This window comes from Rhodococcus sp. SJ-3 (genome assembly GCF_051918125.1).
Taxonomy (GTDB): domain Bacteria; phylum Actinomycetota; class Actinomycetes; order Mycobacteriales; family Mycobacteriaceae; genus Rhodococcus.
The window spans coordinates 5,225,905-5,247,412 of sequence record NZ_CM123306.1; the positions used below are offsets into that span (position 1 = coordinate 5,225,905).

A 21,508-nucleotide genomic window follows, 5' to 3' on the forward strand; every position below is an offset into this window, starting at 1 on the left:
AGTGGTGTCCTGATTGTGGGTGCGGGGGTGCGGCATGAAACAATCGGTTTCCGTGAAGACCTTCGAATCCCTGTTCGCCGAGCTGACCGAACGTGCTGCGACCCGCCCTGAGGGTTCCGGCACTGTCGCTGCGTTGGATGCCGGTGTCCATGCGCAGGGCAAGAAGGTACTCGAGGAAGCCGGCGAAGTGTGGATCGCCGCCGAGTACCAGTCCGATGAGGAGCTCGCGGAGGAGATCTCGCAGCTGCTGTACTGGACGCAGGTGTTGATGGTGGGGCGTGGCCTGAAGCTCGAGGACGTCTACAAGCATCTGTGACGGGCGGTGGCTGCCGTTTCGGTGGCGGCGCTGTCCGTGCCCCGGATGTGTCCTGATCGACTTCTTTGCCCCTTCCCTCCGAAAGGATTCCTTCCATGCTGCGCGTTGCAGTTCCGAACAAGGGTTCATTGTCCGAGTCCGCGGCCGAGATTCTGCGGGAAGCCGGTTACCGTTGGCGTTCCGATTCTCGGGATCTGACCGTGATCGACCCGGTCAACGAGGTCGAATTCTTCTTCCTGCGTCCCAAGGACATAGCGATCTACGTCGGGTCGGGTGAGCTGGATCTGGGTATCACCGGCCGGGACCTGGCGGGGGATTCGGGTGCGCCGGTGACCGAGCGGTTGTCGTTGGGTTTCGGGCGCTCGCAGTTCCGATATGCGGGTCCGAAGGAGCGATCGTGGAAGGTCGAGGATCTGCAGGGACTGCGGATCGCGACGTCGTACGCGTACCTGGTGCGTAAGGATCTGGCCGAGCGGGGGATCGAGGCGACGGTGATCCGGCTCGATGGTGCGGTGGAGATCTCGATTCAGCTCGGCGTCGCGGATGCGATTGCCGATGTGGTGGGGTCCGGTCGTACTTTGCGGCAGCATGATTTGGTGGCATTCGGGGAGTCGCTGTGCGATTCGGAGGGTGTGCTGATCGAGCGGGAGGGCGCGGATCGAACAGATCGGGCCCGCAATCAGTTGATTGCTCGGCTCGAGGGTGTGGTATTTGCACAGCAGTACGTGATGATCGACTACGACTGCCCGAAGCACCTGCTCGATGCTGCGGTGAAGGTGACTCCCGGTCTGGAATCGCCGACGATCTCGCCGTTGGCGAATGAGTATTCGGTGGCGGTGCGGGCGATGGTGCCGCGCAAGGGTCACAATGCGGTGATGGACCGGCTGGCCGAGATCGGTGCCCGTGCGATTCTGGCGTCGGATATCCGGTCGTGCCGTGCGATGCGAGGTGTCGCCGGGGAGTGAGGCGACGGCCTCGGTGATGTGACGGTGCGGTCTCGCGTCAGCGGGGCCGCACTTGCACGTTCTGGGTGATCCGTCCGAGCGGTCCGTGTACGTCGTGGAGTACTCCGGCGGTCATCCCGATTCCGTCGGGGCCGATGGAGGTTTCGGCGGAGATGCCGGTCCATCGGCTCTCGGGTGCTTCGCTGTCGGGTGCGCGGAACAGGTGCACGGTCAGGTCGGTGTTGAGGAACAGCCAGTGGGCGGGGTCGAGTTTGGACCCGATGCCGTTGGCGACGTCGGCGACGGTGAAGAGTCGTTCGAGGGATGTGAGGGTTTCTCCCGCGACGAGGTCGAGGCGGGCGCGGACCCATGCGGCGGACGGTCCGGGTACTCCCAGTGGGGTGACGATGTGCCAGTCGAGGGTGTCGATGTAGCCACTGAGGCCGAACAGGGTCATGTCGGAGGGTTCGGCGGCGGCGTCGAAGGGCGCGAGTGCCGGTTCGGAGGTGCGGGCGACGTCGGGGAGGTGCTGGGTCTGCAGGCGCCATCCGGTGGCGCGGGCGACGGCGCGGGTGGTGCCGTCGGGGGTGGTGGCCCACAGCTCGGCGACAACGAGTTCGATTTGTCGGCCGGGCCGGTCGATGCGGGTACGGACTTCGAGGTCGGTCAGTGGTACGGGGCCGAGCAGGTCGATGCAGATGCGGGTCAGGCGGGTGTCGGGACGGGGGCGGTGTCGTTCGAGGGCGCGGACGAGTAGCGCGGACGGGGGCGCGCCGTGCTGGAGGTCGGGACCCCAGGTGCTGACCGTGTGGCGAGTGGGCCGGAAGCACTCGATGTGGGGGTCGCTGCCGAGTGGGCTTTCGGGTGTGGGGAGGGGCAGGTAGTAGGCGGTGTTGTGCACGCGGTGGGTCTCCAAGATCGTTTCGGGTGGGTGTCCGATGATGGCATGTGGGGTGTGTGTGGGGTCTCGAGTGGTGGCCTGGCAGGCTGGTGTGCGGCCTGGCACCGTGTCGGGCCTGGACGTCACGGGCTGTGACGGTCGCATGTAGGCGAAGGTGGCACGGCGATGGCAGTAGGCGGACTCGGGCGCAGCGGACCGTTCGAGGTGGGGGATCGGGTGCAGTTGACCGACGCCAAGGGCCGCAAGTACACGGTGGTGCTCGAGCCGGGCAAGGAGTTCCACACGCATCGCGGTGGGATTCTGCACGACGACTTGATCGGCACCGATGAGGGTGTGGTGGTGACGTCGACGAACGGCACTCCGTATCTGGCGTTGCGTCCGCTGCTGGTCGATTATGTGATGTCGATGCCGCGCGGGGCGCAGGTGATCTACCCGAAGGATGCCGCGCAGATCGTGCAGGAGGGTGACATCTTCCCCGGGGCGCGGGTGCTCGAGGCGGGTGCGGGGTCCGGGGCGTTGACGTGTTCGTTGCTGCGGGCGGTCGGGTCTACCGGCACGGTCATCTCGTACGAGGTGCGCGAGGATCATCTCGAGTACGCCGAGCGGAATGTGACGACGTTCTTCGGGCAGCGTCCGGAGAACTGGACGACGACGCTGGCGGATCTGGCGGACTACGACGTCGAGGTCCACGGCAAGGTCGACCGTGTGGTGCTGGACATGCTGGCGCCGTGGGATGTGCTCGAGACGGTGAAGAAGGCGTTGGTGCCCGGTGGGGTGCTGATCGTGTATGTGGCGACGACGACGCAGTTGTCGCGGGTGGTCGAGGCGCTGCGGGAGCAGACGTGCTGGACGGAACCGCGTTCGTGGGAGTCGATGGTGCGGGGCTGGCATGTGGTGGGGTTGGCGGTGCGTCCGGAGCATCGGATGCAGGGCCATACCGCGTTCCTGGTCAGTGCCCGCCGGTTGCAGGACGGGGTGCAGACCCCGAAGCCGCAGCGGCGCCCCAGCAAGGGCTGAGGCGCCGCGAGGCAGCTGGGCGTGCTTATTCGCAGGTCAGCTGACCCATCGCGAGGATGGAGCAGACACTGGCGTCGGCCAGGACCCAGGTGCCGTCGACCTCGGTGAATGTCAGTGGCATGGGTGCGCCGCCGTGCGGGCCGCCGACCTCGGTGGTGGCGGTGACGGTGGTGTCGTCGACGGCGGTGATGTCACCGACCGTGGCAGTCAGCGGGTAGCCGGCGAGCACTCCGTTGAATTGGGTGAGCACGTCGGTGCGGCTGTCGCCGTTCTCGATGACGGCGGCTTTGTCCTCGACGGGTGCGGCAGGATCGAAGAACACGTCCATCTGTGCCTGCAGCGTCTCTGCGGTGACGGGGGCTTCGCCGGCGGCGGCCGTGCTGGTGGTCGCGGCGGCGCTTGTCGTGGCCTCGGCGCTGGTGGTCGTGGCTGCGCTGGTGTCGGTCGTGGTGTCGCTGTCCGAGGAGCAGGCGGGAAGCAGCGCGACGGCGACAACGGTCGCCGCGGCAGCCCAGAAGGTGCGGGTGTTCACAGAAGTGATCCTTTCGGGAACGAACAGTAACGGCGCGGGCGTCGAGATTAGGCAAGGCTAACAGTGTGGGGACGCGGGGTGTCACCGTGCGCCCGTGACTGAGCCGACACGCGTTCGCAACACCAGGATTTCGTGTCGCCCCCCGCTTTCGGCGAACTGCCGGTAGCGTGGAATGACCAAGTGGAGGGAGTCGCACATGACCTCGTCAGAGAATCCGGACTCGGGTGCTGCCGCACGGGAACTCGAAGAACTGCGCGCCGAGGTGGTCGCCCTCCGGACCAGGCTCACCGAACCGTCCGACCGTGTCCGCGACCTCGAATCGAGGCTCGAGTCGGTCACGGTACGGAACGGGAAACTGCTCGAGACCCTCAAGGAGGCGCGTCAGCAGTTGCTCACGCTGCGCGAGGAGGTCGATCGTCTCGGTCAACCGCCCAGCGGATACGGGGTGCTGCTCGAGGCATTCGAGGACAGTACCGTCGATGTGTTCACCTCGGGTCGCAAGATGCGGGTGGGGGTGTCACCGAATCTGGAGATCGAATCGTTCCGGACCGGCCAGACGGTGCGTCTGAACGAGGCATTGACGGTGGTCGAGGTCGGTGGGTTCGAACGCGTCGGTGAGATCACGACACTGCGCGAACTGCTCGACGACGGGCGCCGCGCGCTGGTGGTCGGGCATGCCGACGAGGAACGAGTGGTGTGGCTGTCGGCACCGCTTGCGCAGATCGCGGCCCGCACTCTCGATTCGTCGGTCGAGGAGGTCACCGACGAGAACGGTGACCGGTTCACATTGCGGCCGGGCGATTCGTTGCTGGTCGACAGCAAGGCCGGGTACGCGTTCGAACGGATCCCGAAGGCCGAGGTCGAGGATCTGGTGCTCGAAGAGGTGCCGGATGTCGACTACGGCGATATCGGTGGTCTGGGCCGGCAGATCGAGCAGATTCGCGATGCGGTCGAGTTACCGTTCCTGCACAAGGACCTGTTCCACGAGTATGCGCTGCGGCCGCCGAAGGGTGTGCTGCTCTACGGGCCGCCCGGATGCGGAAAGACGCTCATCGCGAAGGCGGTCGCCAATTCGCTGGCGAAGAAGATCGCCGAGGCTCGCGGGGAAGATTCGAAGGAAGCCAAGTCATTCTTCCTCAACATCAAGGGCCCGGAATTGCTCAACAAGTTCGTCGGTGAAACCGAGCGGCACATCCGGATGATCTTCCAGCGCGCCAGGGAGAAGGCGTCCGAGGGTACCCCGGTGATCGTGTTCTTCGACGAGATGGATTCGATCTTCCGTACCCGCGGTTCGGGTGTGTCTTCGGATGTGGAGACGACGGTCGTGCCGCAGTTGCTCAGCGAGATCGATGGTGTGGAGGGCCTGGAGAACGTCATCGTCATCGGTGCGTCCAACCGCGAGGACATGATCGACCCGGCGATCCTGCGCCCCGGCCGGCTCGATGTGAAGATCAAGATCGAGCGTCCCGATGCGGAGGCTGCGCTGGACATCTTCTCGAAGTACCTGACCGAGCAGTTGCCGGTGCACGCCGATGACATCGCCGAGTTCGGGGGCGATCGGTCGGCGTGTGTGCGGGCGATGATCGAGCGGGTCGTCGATCGGATGTACGCCGAATCGGAGGAGAACCGGTTCCTGGAGGTCACCTACGCGAACGGCGACAAGGAGGTCCTGTACTTCAAGGACTTCAACTCCGGCGCGATGATCCAGAACATCGTCGACCGCGCGAAGAAGTACGCGATCAAAGCGGTGCTGGACACGGGCACCAACGGTCTGCGGGTACAGCATCTGCTCGATTCGATCGTCGACGAGTTCGCCGAGAACGAGGATCTGCCCAACACCACCAACCCCGACGACTGGGCGCGGATCTCCGGCAAGAAGGGCGAGCGGATCGTGTACATCCGCACGCTGGTGACGGGCAAGAACGCGAGTACGAGTCGCGCGATCGACACCGAATCGAACACCGGCCAGTACCTGTAGCAGCGGGTACTCCGGCACAGGGGTGCATCATGCCGTTGCCACGCGCGTTGGCCCGAGCCAATCGGGTGGTCACCAACCGGATCGCGACGCCGGTGGCCCGGTATCTGCCGGGCGCCGGCGTCGTCGAGCATCGCGGTCGCCGGTCCGGTCGGCGGTACCGGACCCCGGTGTTGCTGTTCACCGACGGGGCACGTTTTCGGGTGGCGTTGACCTACGGCACCGATACCGATTGGGTGCGCAATGTGCGGGCTGCCGGGGCCGCGGTGATACTCACCCGTGGTCGGCGAGTGCCGGTGTCCGACCCGAGTATCGGCGAGGATCCGCGCGCGGGATGGGCGCCGTGGCCGGTCGCGGCGGTGTTGCGGTTGATCGATGCGTCGAGCTATCTGGATTGCGTGGCCTGCCGCGCTGGCGCGGACTCGTCGATCACCTAGTCTCGACGGTATGCAGCGGATCATCGGTATCGAGGTCGAGTACGGGATTTCGTCGCCCAGTGACCCCACAGCGAACCCCATCCTCACATCCACCCAGGCGGTGCTGGCGTATGCGGCGGCGGCGGGGGTGCCGCGCGCGAAGCGGACCCGCTGGGACTACGAGGTGGAGTCACCGCTGCGGGATGCGCGTGGCTTCGATCTGGGGCGTTTCAACGGGCCCGCCCCGGTGATCGACGCCGATGAGGTCGGTGCGGCCAACATGATCCTCACCAACGGGGCGCGGCTGTATGTCGATCATGCGCACCCCGAGTTCTCGGCGCCGGAAGTTACCGATCCGCTCGATGCGGTGATCTGGGACAAGGCCGGCGAGCGGGTGATGGAGGCCGCGGCCAGGCACGCGTCGAGTGTGCCCGGGGCGCCGCGCCTGCAGTTGTACAAGAACAACGTCGACGGCAAGGGCGCCTCCTACGGCACGCACGAGAACTATCTGATGGCGCGGGACACCCCGTTCTCGGCGGTGGTGGCGGGACTGACGCCGTTCTTTGCGTCGCGGCAGGTGATCTGTGGGTCCGGGCGGGTGGGGCTCGGCCAGTCCGGGGACGAACCCGGTTTCCAGCTGTCGCAGCGCGCCGATTACATCGAGGTCGAGGTCGGCTTGGAGACCACCCTCAAGCGCGGCATCATCAATACCCGCGACGAACCGCACGCCGACCCCGACAAATATCGGCGTCTGCATGTGATCATCGGGGACGCGAACCTCGCGGAGATGTCGACGTACCTGAAGGTCGGTACGACGGCGTTGGTGCTCGATCTGATCGAAGCGGGCATCGATCTGTCGGATCTGCAGTTGGCGCGGCCGGTCACGGCGGTGCACCACATCAGTCACGATCCGACGCTGCGCAAAACGGTCGCATTGTCCGATGGCCGGGAAGTCACGGGTCTGGCGTTGCAGCGGCTCTACCACGAGCGGGCCGCGAAGTTCCATGACGGCACCGACGATTCACGGGTCGTCGACATTCTCGACAAGTGGGCGTTGGTGCTCGACCTGCTCGAGCGGGACCCGATGGAATGCGCAGATCTGCTGGACTGGCCCGCGAAGCTGCGATTGCTCGAAGGGTTCCGGCAACGGGAGAGTCTGGCCTGGTCGGCGCCGAGGCTGCACATGGTGGATCTGCAGTATTCGGATGTGCGTCTCGACAAGGGGCTCTACAACCGGCTCGTGGCCCGCGGTTCGATGCAACGTCTGGTCACCGAACAACAGGTGCTCGATGCGGTACACACTCCGCCGGCGGACACCCGCGCGTATTTCCGTGGTGAGTGCCTGCGCCGGTTCGGTGCCGATATCGCGGCGGCCTCGTGGGATTCGGTGATCTTCGATCTCGGTGGTGAGTCGCTGGTGCGGATCCCGACTCTCGAGCCGTTGCGGGGCAGCCGCGCGCATGTCGGGCAGTTGCTCGAGACGGCGCAGTCCGCGGCGGAACTGGTCGATCAGCTCACGCACTGACTGTCGGACCCGCCCGCGACAGTGCGGTGGTGGGTCGGCGACACGCGCCGGGACGCCGCGCGCGGGGGCGTCTGCTCGGTAGTGTGGAGATCAATGTCGTGGCGTGCGGCACGGTCGCCGACCGGGGTCGTGTGCCACTCGAGTACAGGAGGAGGTCGCGGCTATGGCGCAGGAGCAGACCACACGCGGTGGCGGCGGAGACGACGACGAGGTGACCGGCGACGGCGGTGCGGGTCAGGAACGCCGCGAGAAGCTGGCCTCGGAGACCGACGATCTCCTCGACGAGATCGATGATGTGCTCGAGGAGAATGCGGAGGACTTCGTCCGGGCGTATGTGCAGAAGGGTGGCCAGTGACAGCGGACAGATCCTCGCTTCCTTACCGCGAGGTGCAGGGGCGCCTGCACCTCGCGTCACCCTTGTCGTCGTTCACCGACCACTTGCGGGCGTATGCGCCGGAGTTGTTGCCGGAGAACCGGTTCGCGCGTGAGCTGGGCAGTTTCGGTGAGCTCGCACCGCACGGCACGACGATCGTGGCGGTCACGTTCGACGGTGGGGTGATTCTTGCCGGTGATCGGCGGGCCACGATGGGCAACATGATTGCGTCCCGGGACGTGGAGAAGGTGTTCGTCACCGATGCGTATTCGGCGGCGGGTATCGCCGGTACTGCGGGCTTGGCCGTGGAGATGGTGCGGTTGTTCGCGGTCGAGCTCGAACATTACGAGAAGATCGAGGGTGTGTCGCTGACCTTCGACGGCAAAGCGAACCGGCTTGCGTCGATGGTGCGGGGCAATCTCGGTGCGGCCATGCAGGGTCTTGCGGTGGTGCCGTTGCTCGTCGGCTTCGATGTGGATGCACCGGACCCGCGTCGGGCGGGGCGGATCGTGTCGTACGACGTGGTGGGGGGCCGCTACGAGGAGCGCGCCGGGTATCACGCGGTGGGGTCCGGGTCGGTGTTCGCGAAGTCGGCGCTCAAGAAGCTCTATCGCGCCGATGCCGACGCCGCGGTGGCGCTGCGCACCGCCGTCGAGGCGTTGTACGACGCGGCCGATGATGATTCGGCAACCGGGGGTCCGGACACGACCCGCGGAATCTACCCGACGGCGGTGTCGGTCACCGCGGCGGGGGCGATGGTGGTCCCGGAAGCGGATCTGGCCGAGTTGGCGCAGGCAATCGTGGTCGACCGTGCGGCAGGAGGTGCCCGATGACGTTGCCGTATTACGCGTCCGCCGAGCAGATCATGCGGGATCGCTCGGAGTTGGCCCGTAAGGGTATTGCCCGGGGCCGCAGTGTGATCGCGTTGATCTATGCGGACGGTGTGGTGTTCGTGGCGGAGAATCCGTCGAAGGCGCTGCACAAGATCAGTGAGTTGTACGACCGGCTCGGGTTCGCTGCGGTCGGCAAGTACAACGAGTTCGAGGCGTTGCGGCGCTCCGGGATCATGCGCGCAGACATGCTCGGGTATTCGTACGATCGGCGTGATGTGACGGGTCGGTCGCTGGCGAATGCGTACGCGCAGACCCTCGGGACGATCTTCACCGACCAGCCCAAGCCGTACGAGGTGGAGATCTGTGTCGCGGAGGTCGGGCAGGCAGGCGATACCGCGTCGGCGCAGCTGTATCGCATCACCTACGACGGGTCGATCGTCGACGAACCGCAGTTCGTGGTGATGGGCGGCAACACCGAGCCGATCCTGGCGGCGGTCCGCGAGTCGTACCGGCCGGGTCTGGGATTGGCGGACGCTGTGCAAGTGGCGGTGTCCGCGCTGCAGAAGGGCACTTCCACGGGGGCGGACACCACGGGCCGGGTCCTCGGGCGCGGAGAGTTGGAGGTGGCCGTGCTCGAGCGGTCCCGGCCGCGGCGTGCGTTTCGCCGTATCTCCGGTGCGGCCCTCGACGCGCTGCTGCCCGCCGCGTCGGCCCCGGCGGTGACGCAGGACGCTCCGGAGGCCGAGGACGGTACCGATCAGGGATCGAGCTGAGCGTCCGGTAACCGATACACGGTCAGCGCCGACGGCACCGCCTTCATTTCGAAGGCGGTGCCGTCGGCGTTGGCCTCCCCGTCGGTGGCGAACGCGACCGGCGGACCGTCGAGTTGCACCGACACGGAGGTCACATCCCGCTGCCGGTACACGCCGCTGGCGCCGAGGGTGCCGGTTGCTGCGGCGAACAACAGTCGAATGCGGGACCAGCGTCGATCCGCGCGCAGGTAGCGCACGTCGAGGGTGCCTGCGTCGAGCGCGGTCCGTGACATGGGCACTTGGTCGGTGGGCCGGTAGCAGCCGTTGCCGGCGAACAGTAGCCACAGTGCGGTCTCGACGCCGTCCACGCGTGCTCGGATGGGGGCGGCGGTAGCGAGCACCGCGACCATCGCGGCCGCCGCCGCGGGCCATTTCCCGATGCGCGGCTCCCATGTTTCCCGGAGCCGCACCGCATCGGGGTAGCCGCCGAGACTGGTGGTGTTCAGGAAGAGCCGGTCGCTGTGTCCGCCGGGGCCGGTGATGGTCACCGCCCCGAGGTCGATGCGCGCTGCCAGACCGCCGGTGACCGCGTGCGCGGTGTCAGCGGCGGTGCGGGCTCCGACGTCCACCGCGAAGTGGTTGAGGGTGCCGCCGGGGAAGACTGCGAGTGGCAGCGCGTGACGGTGCGCTGCGGCGGCGACTGTCGCGACCGTGCCGTCTCCGCCGCACACTCCCACCGCGGCGGGGCGGGCGTCGGTGATGAGCCGGTCGAGGTACGGCCCGAGTTCGGTGTCGGGGTCGAGCAGTTCGATGCGTGCCCGGGGGAGTAGGTCGGTCAGATCGGCGGCGGTGGTGTCGCTGCTGCCGGACTGCGGGTTGACCACCACCAGCAGTCCGTGACCGTCGGGCAGGGCCGGGGCGTCGGCGGCGGTGTCGGCTCGGGCCGGTTCGGCGGCGCGGACCGCCCACCAGCGGCGGGTGGACAACGCGACCGCGGCGCCGGCGACCGCGCCGACGAGCACATCGCCGGGCCAATGCACCCCGGTGTGCACTCGCGAATAGGCGACGGCGGCCGCGAGCGGAGCCAGTGCGGCGCCCGCCACCGGTGATTCGAGGGCGACACCCGTGACGAACGCTGCCGCGGAGGCGGAATGTCCGGACGGGAACGACGAGGACGTCGGGATCGGCACGAGGCGCCGCGCGAATCGCGGGTCGGTGCGGGACGGTGGTCGTCGGCGCGGCAGCAATGGTTTGAGGACGCCGTTGGCCAGGGCGCTGGCCCCGGCCACGGAGGCCAGTCCGCGGACCGCGCCGCGGCGGGCGCGACCGCCGCACAGGACGCACACGGCGGCGCACCCTATCCACAGCACACTGTGGTCGGCGCTGCGGGTCAGGCGCCGGAAGAGCGGGTCGACGGCGGTGGGGACGCGGTCGGTGAGTGCGAAGAGCGCGTGGTCGGCTTCCCGGGTGTGTCGATGGAAGGTCACAGCTGAGAACTGTAGATGCGTTGCGCCCCCTCGGTGTTGTGTGTGCGCGGTACTGTCGAAGTGTGCAGCGACGAATCATGGGTATCGAGACGGAGTTCGGCGTCACGTGCACCTTCCACGGGCATCGCAGGTTGAGCCCGGACGAGGTGGCCCGCTATCTGTTCCGGCGGGTGGTGTCGTGGGGTCGCAGCTCGAATGTGTTCCTTCGGAACGGGGCACGCCTGTATCTCGATGTGGGTTCCCACCCGGAGTACGCGACCGCCGAGTGCGACGATCTGCTTCAGTTGGTCGAGCACGATCATGCGGGGGAGCGGGTGCTCGAGGATCTGCTTGTCGATGCGGAGGAACGTCTCGCCGAGGAAGGTATCGGCGGTGACATCTACCTGTTCAAGAACAACACCGATTCGGCCGGGAATTCGTACGGGTGCCACGAGAATTTCTTGGTGGCCCGCGTCGGGGAGTTCTCGCGGATCTCCGATGTGTTGTTGCCGTTCCTGGTGACGCGGCAGTTGATCTGCGGGGCCGGGAAGGTGCTGCAGACACCGAAGGCGGCCACTTTCTGTCTGTCGCAGCGTGCCGAACACATCTGGGAAGGGGTGTCGTCGGCGACGACGCGGTCGCGGCCGATCATCAACACCCGCGACGAACCGCACGCCGATGCCGAGAAGTACCGTCGGCTTCATGTGATCGTGGGCGATTCGAACATGTCGGAAACCACGACGATGCTCAAGGTGGGGTCGGCGTCGTTGGTGCTCGAGATGATCGAGGCCGGGATCTCGTTCCGTGATTTCGCGTTGGACAATCCGATTCGTGCGATCCGCGAGGTCAGTCACGATATGACCGGGCGACGCCCGGTGCGTCTGGCGGGCGGGCGGCAGGCCAGCGCTCTCGACATTCAACGCGAGTACCACGCGCGGGCGGTGGAGTATCTGCGGCACCGTGAGCCGGATGCGCATGTGGCGCAGGTGGTGGATCTGTGGGGTCGAGTGCTCGATGCCGTCGAATCGCAGGATTTCGCGAAGGTCGACACCGAGGTCGACTGGGTGATCAAACGCAAACTGTTCCAGCGGTACCAGGATCGGTACGACATGGAGTTGTCGGATCCGAAGATCGCGCAGCTGGATCTGGCGTATCACGACATCAAACGTGGTCGGGGTGTGTTCGATCTGTTGCAGCGCAAGGGTTTGGCGACACGGTTGACCACCGACGAGGCGGTGGATCGGGCGGTGGAGACGCCGCCGCAGACGACCCGCGCGAAGTTGCGTGGTGATTTCATCGCGGCGGCGCAGGAAGCGGGCCGCGATTTCACCGTCGACTGGGTGCATCTCAAGCTCAATGATCAGGCGCAGCGCACGGTGTTGTGCAAGGACCCGTTCCGGTCCGTCGATGAACGGGTCGAGCGGCTCATCGCCTCGATGTAGCTTCACTGCCGGACGGGTTGCTCTACCCGCGTGTCCCGCCTCGGTGGGATGGGGGCGGGGCGACCGGGCGCCGGGGGCATTAGGGTTGGCCTGTGGCGATTTCGAAAGTCGAACGGTTGGTCAACCTGGTCATCGCGTTGCTGTCGACCCGTCAGTTCCTCACCGCGGAGAAGATCCGGGCGTCGGTGGCGGGCTACGCGGAGTGCGCGAGCGACGAGGCGTTCAGCCGCATGTTCGAACGCGACAAGAACGAACTCCGCGACCTCGGGATTCCCCTCGAGACAGGGTTGGCGTCGCGGTATTCGACGGTCGAGGGGTATCGGATCAACCGGGACGCCTATGCGTTGCCGGAGATCGACCTGAGCCGGGAGGAAACCGCGGCGGTGGCGGTCGCGGCCGCCCTGTGGGAATCACCGGAGTTGACGTCGGCGGCGCAGGGCGCGTTGCTCAAGTTGCGGGCCGCGGGGGTGCAGGTCGACGCCGACCCGGCGGGCACGGTCGCGGCGATCCCGGCGCGGGCCCGCGGTTCCGAACCGGCCTTGCAGAAGTTGCTCACCGCGGTCGACGAGCGGCAGGCCGTGCAGTTCGAGCATCGCAGCGCGCCCACCGACCCGTGGACGCTGCGCACGGTCGAGCCGTGGGGTGTGGTGACGGTGCACGGTCGCTGGTATCTGGTGGGGCACGACCGGGACCGGGACGCGACTCGTACCTTCCGCCTGTCGCGGATCTCCGATGAGGTCACCGCGGTCGGTGCGCCGGGTGCGGTGCAGATCCCCGAGCAGGTGGATCTGCGGGCCCGGGTGCTCGCCGCGACCCGCCCCGGCGATGTGACCGGGACGGCGCGGGTGTGGGTGGCCGCCGGCCGCGCATACGAGGTACGCCGGCTCGGCCGTGACCGGGGTTCTCGGCAGGTCGGGGGTCGCGCCGGCAGTGTGGTCGAGGTGCCGCTGCGCGCCGGAGAATGGATCGCCCGTACCCTCGCGGGGCAGGGTGCCGACGCGTTGGTGCTCGACCCACCCGAGTTGCGCGACGAGGTCCGGCGGATCCTGGCACAGGTCGCGGCAGGCGGAGCGACAGCACCAGGCGGAGCCACCGGCGAGAGCGCGGACGACGAGACGGTGGGGGAGGAACAGCGGTGAGCAGTACCCGACTGGCGGGGCGATTGACCCGGCTGCTGAATCTGGTGCCGTATTTCACTGCGCGTCCCGGGATCAGCGCGGCCGCTGCCGCCCGCGATCTGGGGGTCACCCCGAAACAGATCATGGACGATCTCAATCAGCTGTGGGTGTGCGGGCTGCCCGGCTACGGGCCCGGCGATCTGATCGACCTGTCGTTCTCCGAGGAAAGCATCGTGGTGACCTTCACCGCGGGTATCGACCGGCCACTGCGGTTGACCTCCACCGAGGCGACGGTGTTGCTCGTGGCACTGCGGTCGCTGCTCGAGATGCCCGGGGTGGTCGATCCGACGGCGGCGCAGAGCGCCATCGCCAAAATCGAGGCGGCCGCCGGAAGCGCTGCGGCCGGACCCGAGACTGCGATCGCCCCGGTTCCCGACGATCCCGTCGCGGCGCGGGTGCGGGATGCAGTCCGGGACAGGCGTGCGGTACATCTGACCTACTATTCGGCGTCCCGCGACACCGTCTCCGAACGCGACGTCGATCCGATCCGCATTGTGCTCGTCGACGAACACACATATCTGCAGGCGTGGTGCCGCACGGCTGAAGGGGTGCGGCTGTTCCGCTTCGACCGGATCGACGAGGCGCGGGTCCTCGACGAACCCGCGCGGCCCCCGCAGCAGTCACTCGATGTCGACGAGCACCTCGAGTTGTTCGCGGGAGATCCTTCGCTTCCGGCCGCGCGGTTGCGGATCGCCCCGTCCTACACCTGGCTGCTCGACTACTACCCGCTCACCGACGCGGTGGTGCTGCCCGACGGCGGCTGTGAAGCGGTGCTGCGGTTCGCGTCGCCGGAGTGGTTGGTGCGCCTGGTGGTGGGGCTCGGCGCCGGTGTGACCGTGCTCGGTCCGGGCCCTCTGCGTGACGCGGTCCGGGAGCGGGCGGTGGCCGCGCTCGACGCCTACGCCGCGCTTGGTGACGAGCCCTCGGTGTGAATCACAGAACCGAGGGGGGAATGAAACGACCGTGATGTGAACGCTGTGCGAACACTGCGTCGAACCGCGTTCTCGGGGCCGCCGATGTGCTGCTGTCCGGTAGCATCGTGCAGAGCCAATCAGTGGAGGTTGTAAATGGGTGCAATGAGCCCGTGGCACTGGGCCATCGTCGCGTTGGTCGTCATCATCTTGTTCGGCTCGAAGAAGCTGCCGGATGCCGCGCGCGGTCTGGGCCGTTCGCTCCGGATCTTCAAGAGTGAGGTCAAGGAGATGCAGAACGACGACGCTCCGACGCCCGCTCAGCCGACGCCGAACCCGTTGCCGGCGCCGACCGTGACCGAGCCGACCCAGGTGTCGACCCAGAAGGTGACGCAGCCCGACCAGCGGTCGGCCTGATCGACTTCTCCCCACCGGGGCACCCGCCGGGTGTCCCGGTTTCCGCTGACCCAGTGCCCCCACCACGGTGGTGGCCCTGACAGGAGCTGAGACCCGCACCGTGCGCATCCCGTTCGATCCACGCCGCAGTCGGCGCAAGACCAACCCCGACGGCAACATGTCGCTGGTCGAGCATCTCTACGAGCTGCGCACGCGGTTGCTCATCGCCGTTGCCGCGGTGATCGTCACTACCATCGCCGGGTTCTTCTGGTACAGCCACGGCCCGTTCGGCACGTCGAGTCTCGGTGCGATCCTGCTCGAACCGTACTGTTCGCTGCCCGCGTCCGCGCGCGCCGATTTCAGCAGTGACGGCGGTTGCTATCTGCTGGCCACCGGCCCGTTCGAACAGTTCATGCTGCGATTGAAGGTCGCGGCCACCGCGGGTGTGGTGCTCGCCTGCCCGGTGTGGCTCTACCAACTGTGGGCGTTCATCACTCCCGGTCTCTATGCGAAGGAACGCCGGTACGCCGTCGGGTTCGTCACTTCCGGCGCGGTGTTGTTCGTCGCCGGTGCGGTCCTGGCGTATCTTGTGGTCACCCACGCGTTGTCGTTCCTGTTGACTGTCGGCAACGATGTGCAGGTCACCGCGCTGTCGGGTTCCGAGTACTTCGGATTCATGATCAACCTGCTGGTGATCTTCGGGGTGTCGTTCGAGATCCCGCTGGTGCTCGTCGCACTCAACGCGGTGGGGATGCTGTCGTACGAAAAGCTCCAGGCGTGGCGGCGTGGCCTGATCATGGCGGTGTTCGTGTTCGCGGCGATCGCCACCCCCGGCCAGGACCCGTTCTCGATGCTGGCGTTGGCGTTGGCGCTGACGATCCTGGTCGAGTTCTCCATCCAGATCGCGCGCCTGAACGACAAGCGCCGCGCTCGCAAGGCCCGCGACGAAGGCTGGGGCGACCTCGACGACGAGGAAGGTTCGTCCATTGCGGCACCGACCCCGGTCGAGAAACCGGCACCGGCCGCCACCGACTATTCCGACACCCTGTGATGGACACCCCCGACATGTCGTCGGCCGAGACTGCGCCCCAGTTGACGGTGTTCGCAGCCGGCCTGCCGTTCCCACTCGATCCGTTCCAACAGCAGGCGTGCCGCGCGCTCGAGGGCGGGCACTCGGTGTTGGTGTGCGCACCCACCGGCGCGGGCAAAACCGTTGTCGGGGAGTTCGCGGTGCACCTGGCGGTCCATGCAGGCACCAAATGCTTCTACACCACCCCGATCAAGGCGCTGAGCAACCAGAAGTACGCCGATCTGTGCGCCCGGCACGGTAAGCAACAGGTGGGGTTGCTCACCGGCGACCAGTCGATCAACCCGAATGCGCCGGTGGTGGTGATGACCACCGAAGTCCTGCGCAACATGCTCTACGCGTCGTCGCCGACCCTCATCGGGCTGAGCCATGTGGTGATGGACGAAGTGCATTTCCTCGCCGACCGGTTCCGGGGCGCGGTGTGGGAAGAGGTGATCCTGCACCTGCCGGAGGATGTCCGGTTGGTGAGCCTGTCCGCGACGGTGTCCAACGCCGAGGAGTTCGGTGACTGGATGACCACGGTGCGTGGCGACACCGCGGTCGTCGTCGACGAGGTGCGCCCCATTCCGCTGCACCAGCACATGATGGTCGGGCCCCGGCTCTACGACCTGTTCGATACCCGCGCCGAACCCACCGATACTCCCGTAGCGGAGCGACGCCGCGGGGTCGTGGTCGATCCGGAACTGGCAGCGCAGGTGCGGCGCCGCGCCAGCATCGACGGTGATCGGTGGCAGTCGCGCGGACGAAGCACCTTCCGGCCGATTCCCCGACCCGATGTGATCGTCCGCCTCGACGCCGAAGGGCTGCTGCCCGCGATCACCTTCGTGTTCTCCCGCGCCGGTTGCGACGCGGCGGTGTCCCAGTGCCTGCGGTCCGGGCTGCATCTGACCACCGACGACGAAGCCGCCGAAATCCGGCGGATCGTCACCGAGCACACCCGCGAGTTGCCGCGCGCCGACCTCGAGGTGTTGGGGTTCGCGTCGTGGCGCACTGCCCTCGAGCGCGGTATCGCCGCGCATCACGCGGGAATGTTGCCTGCGTTCCGGCACACCGTCGAGGAACTGTTCGTGCGTGGTCTGGTGCGGGCGGTGTTCGCCACCGAAACCCTCGCGTTGGGCATCAACATGCCTGCCCGCACGGTGGTGCTCGAACGGTTGGTCAAATACAACGGGGAAACCCACGCGGAACTGACCCCCGGCGAGTACACGCAACTCACCGGCCGGGCCGGTCGTCGCGGTATCGACGTCGAGGGCCACGCGGTGGTGTTGTGGCAGCCGGGTGTGGAACCGGCCGCCGTCGCGGGTCTGGCCTCGACCCGTACCTTCCCGCTGCGCAGTTCGTTCCGCCCGTCGTACAACATGGCGGTCAACCTGATCGACGCGGTCGGGGTGCAGCGGTCCCGCGCGCTGCTCGAGATGTCGTTCGCGCAGTTCCAGGCCGACAAGTCGGTCGTCGGCGCCACCCGCGGCATCGCACGTAACGAACAGCAGCTGGAAAAGATGCGCGAGCAGCTCGGCGGCGCCGACAGCGAGATCTTCGATTACGTGCGGTTGCGGGCCGATCTGACCGACGCCGAGCGGCAGCACGAGCGGAAGAAGCGGCAGGATCGGCGGCAGGAATCGGTCGCGTCGCTGGTGGCGTTGCGCCCCGGGGAGATCGTCGCGGTTCCGGCGGGGCGGCGCACCGGGCTGGCGGTGATCATCGACCCGGACCATGATGTCACCGATCCGCGTCCCTACGTGGTGACCGCCGACGGCTGGTCGGGGCGGCTCTCGGCGGGAGACTTCCCCACCCCGGCGGTGGTGGTGGGGCGATTGAAGTTGCCGCGGCACGCCGATCCGCGGACCGGACGTGGCAGGCGGGATATCTCGTCGGCGTTGCGGTCGAAGGGTCTGGTGCCGCCGCGTCGAGCGAAGCGGTCCCGCACCGGCGGCGATACCCGCGAGATCGACGCGTTGCGCCGCGCGCTGCGCACGCACCCGGCGCGGGCGAACCCGGAGGTGGAGGCGTTGGCGCGGGTCGGGGAACGCTACAACCGGTTGTTGCGCGACACCGAGCATCAGCGACGCAAGACGGAGGCGACCACCGATTCGCTGGCGCGCACGTTCGAACGGATCGTGTTGTTGCTGTCGGAGCGCGGTTACCTGACCGGTGGGGACGATCCGGCGACGACCGACGCGGGGGAACGGCTCGCCCGGATCTACACCGAATCGGATCTGCTGGTCGCCGAGTGTCTGCGCGCCGGGGTGTGGGCGGGGCTCTCGCCGGCGGAGCTCGCCGCGGTCGTCTCGACGGTGATTTTCGAGTCGCGGGGCGATGATGCGCCGGAGGTGCGGGGCCCGACCGGTCCGATCCGGCGGGCTTTGGCCGACACGGTACAGCTGTGCGACGCGCTGCGGGCCGATGAGCTGCGTCATCGGTTGCCGACGACCCGCGAGCCGGATTTCGGGTTCGTCTCCGCTGCCTACACCTGGGCGGGTACCGCGTCGTTGACCGAGTCGCTGTTGGCGGCCGTTGCCGCGGGCAGTGAACTTTCGCCCGGTGACTTCGTGCGGTGGTGTCGACAGTTGATCGATCTGCTCGATCAGATTCGCACGACCGCGCAGGATCCGGCGTTGGCGAAGGCGGCGGGACGGGCGGTCGCCGCGATTCGCCGTGGGGTCGTGGCCGTCGATGCGACCGCGGCATGAGTGCCCAGGTGACCGAGGCATGAGTGCCCAGGTGACCGAGGCCGAGGCGTGGGCGGTCTCCCACCGGTCCGGTATGTGTGATTTGATACGCCCGCTACCACACGGGGGACCGAACGTTGGTGAGCATTACGCTGAACCTATGAACGATGCCGAGTGGAGGCGACGATGACCGGCCCGAACGAACCGCAGGACCCGAACGGGAACGAGCAGGCACGCGACCCGTGGGCCCCGCCCCCGTCCGGCGTCGAGCCTGCATCGCCGCAGCCACCGACGCCGCAGTGGGGTGCCGCCCCGGGCGGAGACTCTGCGGCGCCGACGCAACAGTGGGGGCAGCAATCGCACCAGCAGTGGGGACAGCAACAACAGCCCGGTCAGGCCGGAGCGCCCGCGTGGGGCGCACCACACGGTGGGCAGGCCCCACAGTCCAACGACCAGTGGGGTCAGCAGGCCCCGCAGTGGGGTGCCCCGAGCTCGTCGGGTGCCGGTCCGCAGCCCTGGGGCACACCCACGACGCCGTCGGCTCAGCCCGGGTGGGGACAGCCCGGACAGCAGCCGGGTCAGATGGGTGGACAGCAGTGGCCCCCGCAGGGACAGCCCGGGCAGCCCTGGCAGCAGCCGGCCCCCGGGCCGGGAGGCCAACCCGGGTGGGGAGCACAGCAACAGCAACCCGGTAGTGGACCGTGGCAGCCGCCGCACCACCCGGACGGAACACCCGGGGGCACTCGCTCGAAGCTGCCGTTGATCCTCGGCGGCGTCGGTGTGCTCGTGGTGGTGATCGTCGCGGTGATCGGGTTCATGACTCTCGGCGGCGGTACCACTCTCGATTCCGAGGCCGCGCAGGCCGGTGTGGCGCAGGTCCTCACCGAGTCGTACGGCGCGCAGGAAGTCGGTGACGTGTCGTGCCCGGGTGATCAGAAGGTCGAGGCCGGGGCGAGTTTCGAATGCACCCTCACCGTCGACGGGCAGCACCGTTCGGTGACGTTGACGTTCACCGACGACAACGGCACCTACGAGGTCAGCCGCCCGAACTGACCGTTTCCACCGGAGCGTGTCATCCGAAATCCCCGCTCACTGCCCGTGGGCGGGGATTTCTGCGCGGCTCCAACTTCCGCGGACCCACCGAACTGGTTCGAAAACTACATTGAACTATTGTGTTTTCCTAACATGGAGACCATGTCTCGACACAGGACGGAACGCCGCATCGGCAATGTCGTTCGGGAACTCCGGAGCACACGTAGACTGTCCCGCCACCAGTTGGCGATCCTGACCGGGACACACGCGCAGACGATCGGCTCCCTCGAACGCACACAGCAGCAACCGAGCTTGGATGTGGCAATGCGCATCAGCGCCGCGTTCGACCGGCAGGTACAGGAGGTGTTCTTCTGGGTCGACACTCCGGATCCGCACGAGAAACCGTAGTGCTCTCGTGGTTGTGCGGCGATCCGCTACGCTCGCGCAGTGCACCCGACGAGCGAGCTGATCGGCCAGATCCTGCGTGAGGCCATCGAGGGCGGCGGAGTCGCCGCGTGGGCGACAGTCGAGGAATGGGACGGCGTCGCCACCGCACGTATCACGGAGACAGGTGGCACGATCCACATCATCGACGGGAGTGTCGCGCAACGCGGGATCAGCACGATACTCCTCGACGATGACGCCCACTATGCGCACACTCGTGACGCGGTCCGCGCCGAGAACCCCCGCCTGATCGACGGTGACGTCGCCGACGCGATCGTGCAGTTCGGGCTCTTCGGATGGATCGTGTACCGGTGAGCTCCGACCACGACAACCCCCGAGCAACAGCACCGGCCACAGCGGTCGATCACGAGTCCGTCGTCGACGCTGCACGCCGCATCACCTCGATCGTGCGGCGCACCCCGATCGTCACGGCAGCGGTGCCCACCCCGAACGGCCCGGTCGAGGTGGTATTCAAACTCGAATACTTGCAGCACGGTGGATCCTTCAAGGTCCGCGGCAGCCTCAACGCGCTCGGCCGCGCCCGCGAGAACGGCACGCTCCCCGCTGCGGGCGTACTCATCGCCTCCGGCGGCAACGCCGCTATCGGTGCCGCCTGGGCGGCCCGATACTGGGGCACACCCTGCACCGTCGTTGTTCCCGACGCCGTGCCACCGGCGAAGCTCGACCGGTTGCGGCGGCTCGGCGCGACCGTGCACCGGGCGGGCTGGTCCTATGCCGACGCCGCAGCGCACGCCGCGACTCTCGCCGGTGAACTCGGCGCCGTGACGTTGCACGCCTACGACCTACCGGACATCGTCGCCGGCGCCGGTACCATCGCGCTCGAACTGGCCGAACAGATCGGGTCTCCCATGGAGTGTCTTGTCGCAGTCGGAGGCGGGGGACTGGTCGCCGGGGTCACCGCCGGCGCCCGCGACACCGACGTGATCCACGGCGTCGAACCGGCCGGTGCTGCCGCCCTGCACCGTGCGCTGGCCGCGGGGGGACCGATCGATATCGAGGTGGACAGCATCGCCGCCGATTCGCTCGGTGCCACCCGCATCGGGAACCTCGCGTGGGCTGCGGCGAGCAGCGGACGTATCGACAGTCTCGTCGTCGACGACGCCGCTATCGTCGACGCGCGACGCTGGTTGTGGGACGAGCTACGCATCGTCGTCGAACACGGCACGGCCGCGGCGCTCGCGCCCGTTCTGGCGGGGACGGTCACGCCTGCCGCGGGCCGGACCCTGTGCGTGGTTCTCTGCGGCGCCAACACCGCGGTAGCCGACCTGGGCTGATCGA

22 protein-coding genes are annotated in these 21,508 nt (G+C 67.5%); 19 read left to right on the forward strand and 3 right to left on the reverse strand.

Features of this window, described 5'->3' with window-relative positions:
* Nucleotides 1–34: 34 nt before the first annotated feature.
* Both ACTDXD_RS24340 and hisG read left to right on the forward strand, forming a co-directional pair.
* The gene (locus ACTDXD_RS24340) at nucleotides 35–316 is read left to right on the forward strand and encodes a phosphoribosyl-ATP diphosphatase (protein ID WP_199233311.1); all 282 of its coding nucleotides are present in this window, start codon (nucleotides 35–37) and stop codon (nucleotides 314–316) included.
* Between the two features lie 95 nt (nucleotides 317–411).
* Nucleotides 412–1,281 carry an ATP phosphoribosyltransferase gene (gene hisG / locus ACTDXD_RS24345; RefSeq protein ID WP_440124743.1) on the forward strand — a complete coding sequence of 290 codons (870 nt, stop codon included), beginning with the start codon at nucleotides 412–414 and terminating at the stop codon, nucleotides 1,279–1,281.
* Between the two features lie 37 nt (nucleotides 1,282–1,318).
* Here hisG and ACTDXD_RS24350 read toward each other — a convergent pair whose 3' ends face one another.
* Complete coding sequence (locus ACTDXD_RS24350; RefSeq protein WP_440124744.1) at nucleotides 1,319–2,161, reverse strand: thioesterase family protein; 843 nt, start codon at nucleotides 2,159–2,161, stop codon at nucleotides 1,319–1,321.
* Nucleotides 2,162–2,326: 165 nt separating this feature from the next.
* Between ACTDXD_RS24350 and ACTDXD_RS24355 the strand changes: the two genes are divergently transcribed.
* Nucleotides 2,327–3,178, forward strand: a complete 852-nt coding sequence (locus ACTDXD_RS24355) for a tRNA (adenine-N1)-methyltransferase (protein WP_440124745.1) — start codon at nucleotides 2,327–2,329, stop codon at nucleotides 3,176–3,178.
* Nucleotides 3,179–3,203: 25 nt separating this feature from the next.
* Here ACTDXD_RS24355 and ACTDXD_RS24360 read toward each other — a convergent pair whose 3' ends face one another.
* Complete coding sequence (locus tag ACTDXD_RS24360) at nucleotides 3,204–3,710, reverse strand: nuclear transport factor 2 family protein (RefSeq protein WP_440124746.1); 507 nt, start codon at nucleotides 3,708–3,710, stop codon at nucleotides 3,204–3,206.
* Between the two features lie 196 nt (nucleotides 3,711–3,906).
* Here ACTDXD_RS24360 and arc point away from each other — a divergent pair, with 196 nt between their 5' ends.
* The 6 genes from arc to prcA all read left to right on the forward strand — a co-directional run bounded on the left by arc (nucleotide 3,907) and on the right by prcA (nucleotide 9,605).
* Nucleotides 3,907–5,688, forward strand: a complete 1,782-nt coding sequence (gene arc / locus ACTDXD_RS24365) for a proteasome ATPase (RefSeq protein WP_440124747.1) — start codon at nucleotides 3,907–3,909, stop codon at nucleotides 5,686–5,688.
* Between the two features lie 29 nt (nucleotides 5,689–5,717).
* Nucleotides 5,718–6,122 (forward strand): nitroreductase family deazaflavin-dependent oxidoreductase, encoded by a 405-nt coding sequence (locus tag ACTDXD_RS24370; protein WP_440124748.1) that lies wholly within the window; start codon nucleotides 5,718–5,720, stop codon nucleotides 6,120–6,122.
* A 10-nt stretch (nucleotides 6,123–6,132) separates the two neighbouring features.
* A complete protein-coding gene (gene dop, locus ACTDXD_RS24375) occupies nucleotides 6,133–7,626 on the forward strand; it encodes a depupylase/deamidase Dop (protein ID WP_440124749.1) in 1,494 nt (497 codons plus the stop codon).
* Nucleotides 7,627–7,789: 163 nt separating this feature from the next.
* Nucleotides 7,790–7,981: a ubiquitin-like protein Pup gene (locus tag ACTDXD_RS24380; RefSeq protein WP_169690235.1), complete on the forward strand. Its 192-nt coding sequence runs from the start codon at nucleotides 7,790–7,792 to the stop codon at nucleotides 7,979–7,981.
* A complete protein-coding gene (prcB, locus tag ACTDXD_RS24385) occupies nucleotides 7,978–8,832 on the forward strand; it encodes a proteasome subunit beta (RefSeq protein ID WP_440124750.1) in 855 nt (284 codons plus the stop codon). The genes ACTDXD_RS24380 and prcB overlap by 4 nt, the downstream gene beginning before the upstream one ends.
* The gene (gene prcA / locus ACTDXD_RS24390) at nucleotides 8,829–9,605 is read left to right on the forward strand and encodes a proteasome subunit alpha (protein ID WP_440124751.1); all 777 of its coding nucleotides are present in this window, start codon (nucleotides 8,829–8,831) and stop codon (nucleotides 9,603–9,605) included. Before prcB ends, prcA begins: the two co-directional genes overlap by 4 nt.
* Here prcA and ACTDXD_RS24395 read toward each other — a convergent pair.
* Entirely contained in the window at nucleotides 9,590–11,071 is a 1,482-nt protein-coding gene (locus tag ACTDXD_RS24395; protein WP_440124752.1) for a bifunctional phosphatase PAP2/diacylglycerol kinase family protein, read from the reverse strand. The genes prcA and ACTDXD_RS24395 overlap by 16 nt on opposite strands.
* Nucleotides 11,072–11,133: 62 nt before the next feature.
* Here ACTDXD_RS24395 and pafA point away from each other — a divergent pair, with 62 nt between their 5' ends.
* The 10 genes from pafA to ACTDXD_RS24445 all read left to right on the forward strand — a co-directional run bounded on the left by pafA (nucleotide 11,134) and on the right by ACTDXD_RS24445 (nucleotide 21,504).
* The gene (gene pafA / locus ACTDXD_RS24400) at nucleotides 11,134–12,492 is read left to right on the forward strand and encodes a Pup--protein ligase (protein ID WP_440124753.1); all 1,359 of its coding nucleotides are present in this window, start codon (nucleotides 11,134–11,136) and stop codon (nucleotides 12,490–12,492) included.
* 92 nt (nucleotides 12,493–12,584) lie between these two features.
* Nucleotides 12,585–13,631, forward strand: coding sequence for a helix-turn-helix transcriptional regulator (locus ACTDXD_RS24405; protein ID WP_440124754.1), 1,047 nt, complete (start codon nucleotides 12,585–12,587; stop codon nucleotides 13,629–13,631).
* Nucleotides 13,628–14,602, forward strand: a complete 975-nt coding sequence (locus tag ACTDXD_RS24410; protein ID WP_440124755.1) for a helix-turn-helix transcriptional regulator — start codon at nucleotides 13,628–13,630, stop codon at nucleotides 14,600–14,602. Before ACTDXD_RS24405 ends, ACTDXD_RS24410 begins: the two co-directional genes overlap by 4 nt.
* Before the next feature lie 135 nt (nucleotides 14,603–14,737).
* Nucleotides 14,738–14,998, forward strand: a complete 261-nt coding sequence (gene tatA / locus ACTDXD_RS24415) for a Sec-independent protein translocase subunit TatA (RefSeq protein WP_440124756.1) — start codon at nucleotides 14,738–14,740, stop codon at nucleotides 14,996–14,998.
* A 100-nt stretch (nucleotides 14,999–15,098) separates the two neighbouring features.
* Nucleotides 15,099–16,028 (forward strand): twin-arginine translocase subunit TatC, encoded by a 930-nt coding sequence (gene tatC, locus ACTDXD_RS24420; RefSeq protein ID WP_440124757.1) that lies wholly within the window; start codon nucleotides 15,099–15,101, stop codon nucleotides 16,026–16,028.
* A complete protein-coding gene (locus tag ACTDXD_RS24425; protein ID WP_440124758.1) occupies nucleotides 16,028–18,754 on the forward strand; it encodes a DEAD/DEAH box helicase in 2,727 nt (908 codons plus the stop codon). The genes tatC and ACTDXD_RS24425 overlap by 1 nt, the downstream gene beginning before the upstream one ends.
* 165 nt (nucleotides 18,755–18,919) lie before the next feature.
* Nucleotides 18,920–19,786 (forward strand): DUF4333 domain-containing protein, encoded by an 867-nt coding sequence (locus ACTDXD_RS24430; protein WP_440124759.1) that lies wholly within the window; start codon nucleotides 18,920–18,922, stop codon nucleotides 19,784–19,786.
* Between the two features lie 141 nt (nucleotides 19,787–19,927).
* A complete protein-coding gene (locus tag ACTDXD_RS24435; protein WP_440124760.1) occupies nucleotides 19,928–20,173 on the forward strand; it encodes a helix-turn-helix transcriptional regulator in 246 nt (81 codons plus the stop codon).
* Between the two features lie 39 nt (nucleotides 20,174–20,212).
* On the forward strand, nucleotides 20,213–20,524 hold the full coding sequence (locus tag ACTDXD_RS24440) for a hypothetical protein (protein ID WP_440124761.1): 312 nt from the start codon (nucleotides 20,213–20,215) through the stop codon (nucleotides 20,522–20,524).
* A complete protein-coding gene (locus ACTDXD_RS24445) occupies nucleotides 20,506–21,504 on the forward strand; it encodes a serine/threonine dehydratase (protein WP_440124762.1) in 999 nt (332 codons plus the stop codon). The genes ACTDXD_RS24440 and ACTDXD_RS24445 overlap by 19 nt, the downstream gene beginning before the upstream one ends.
* Nucleotides 21,505–21,508 lie beyond the last annotated feature (4 nt).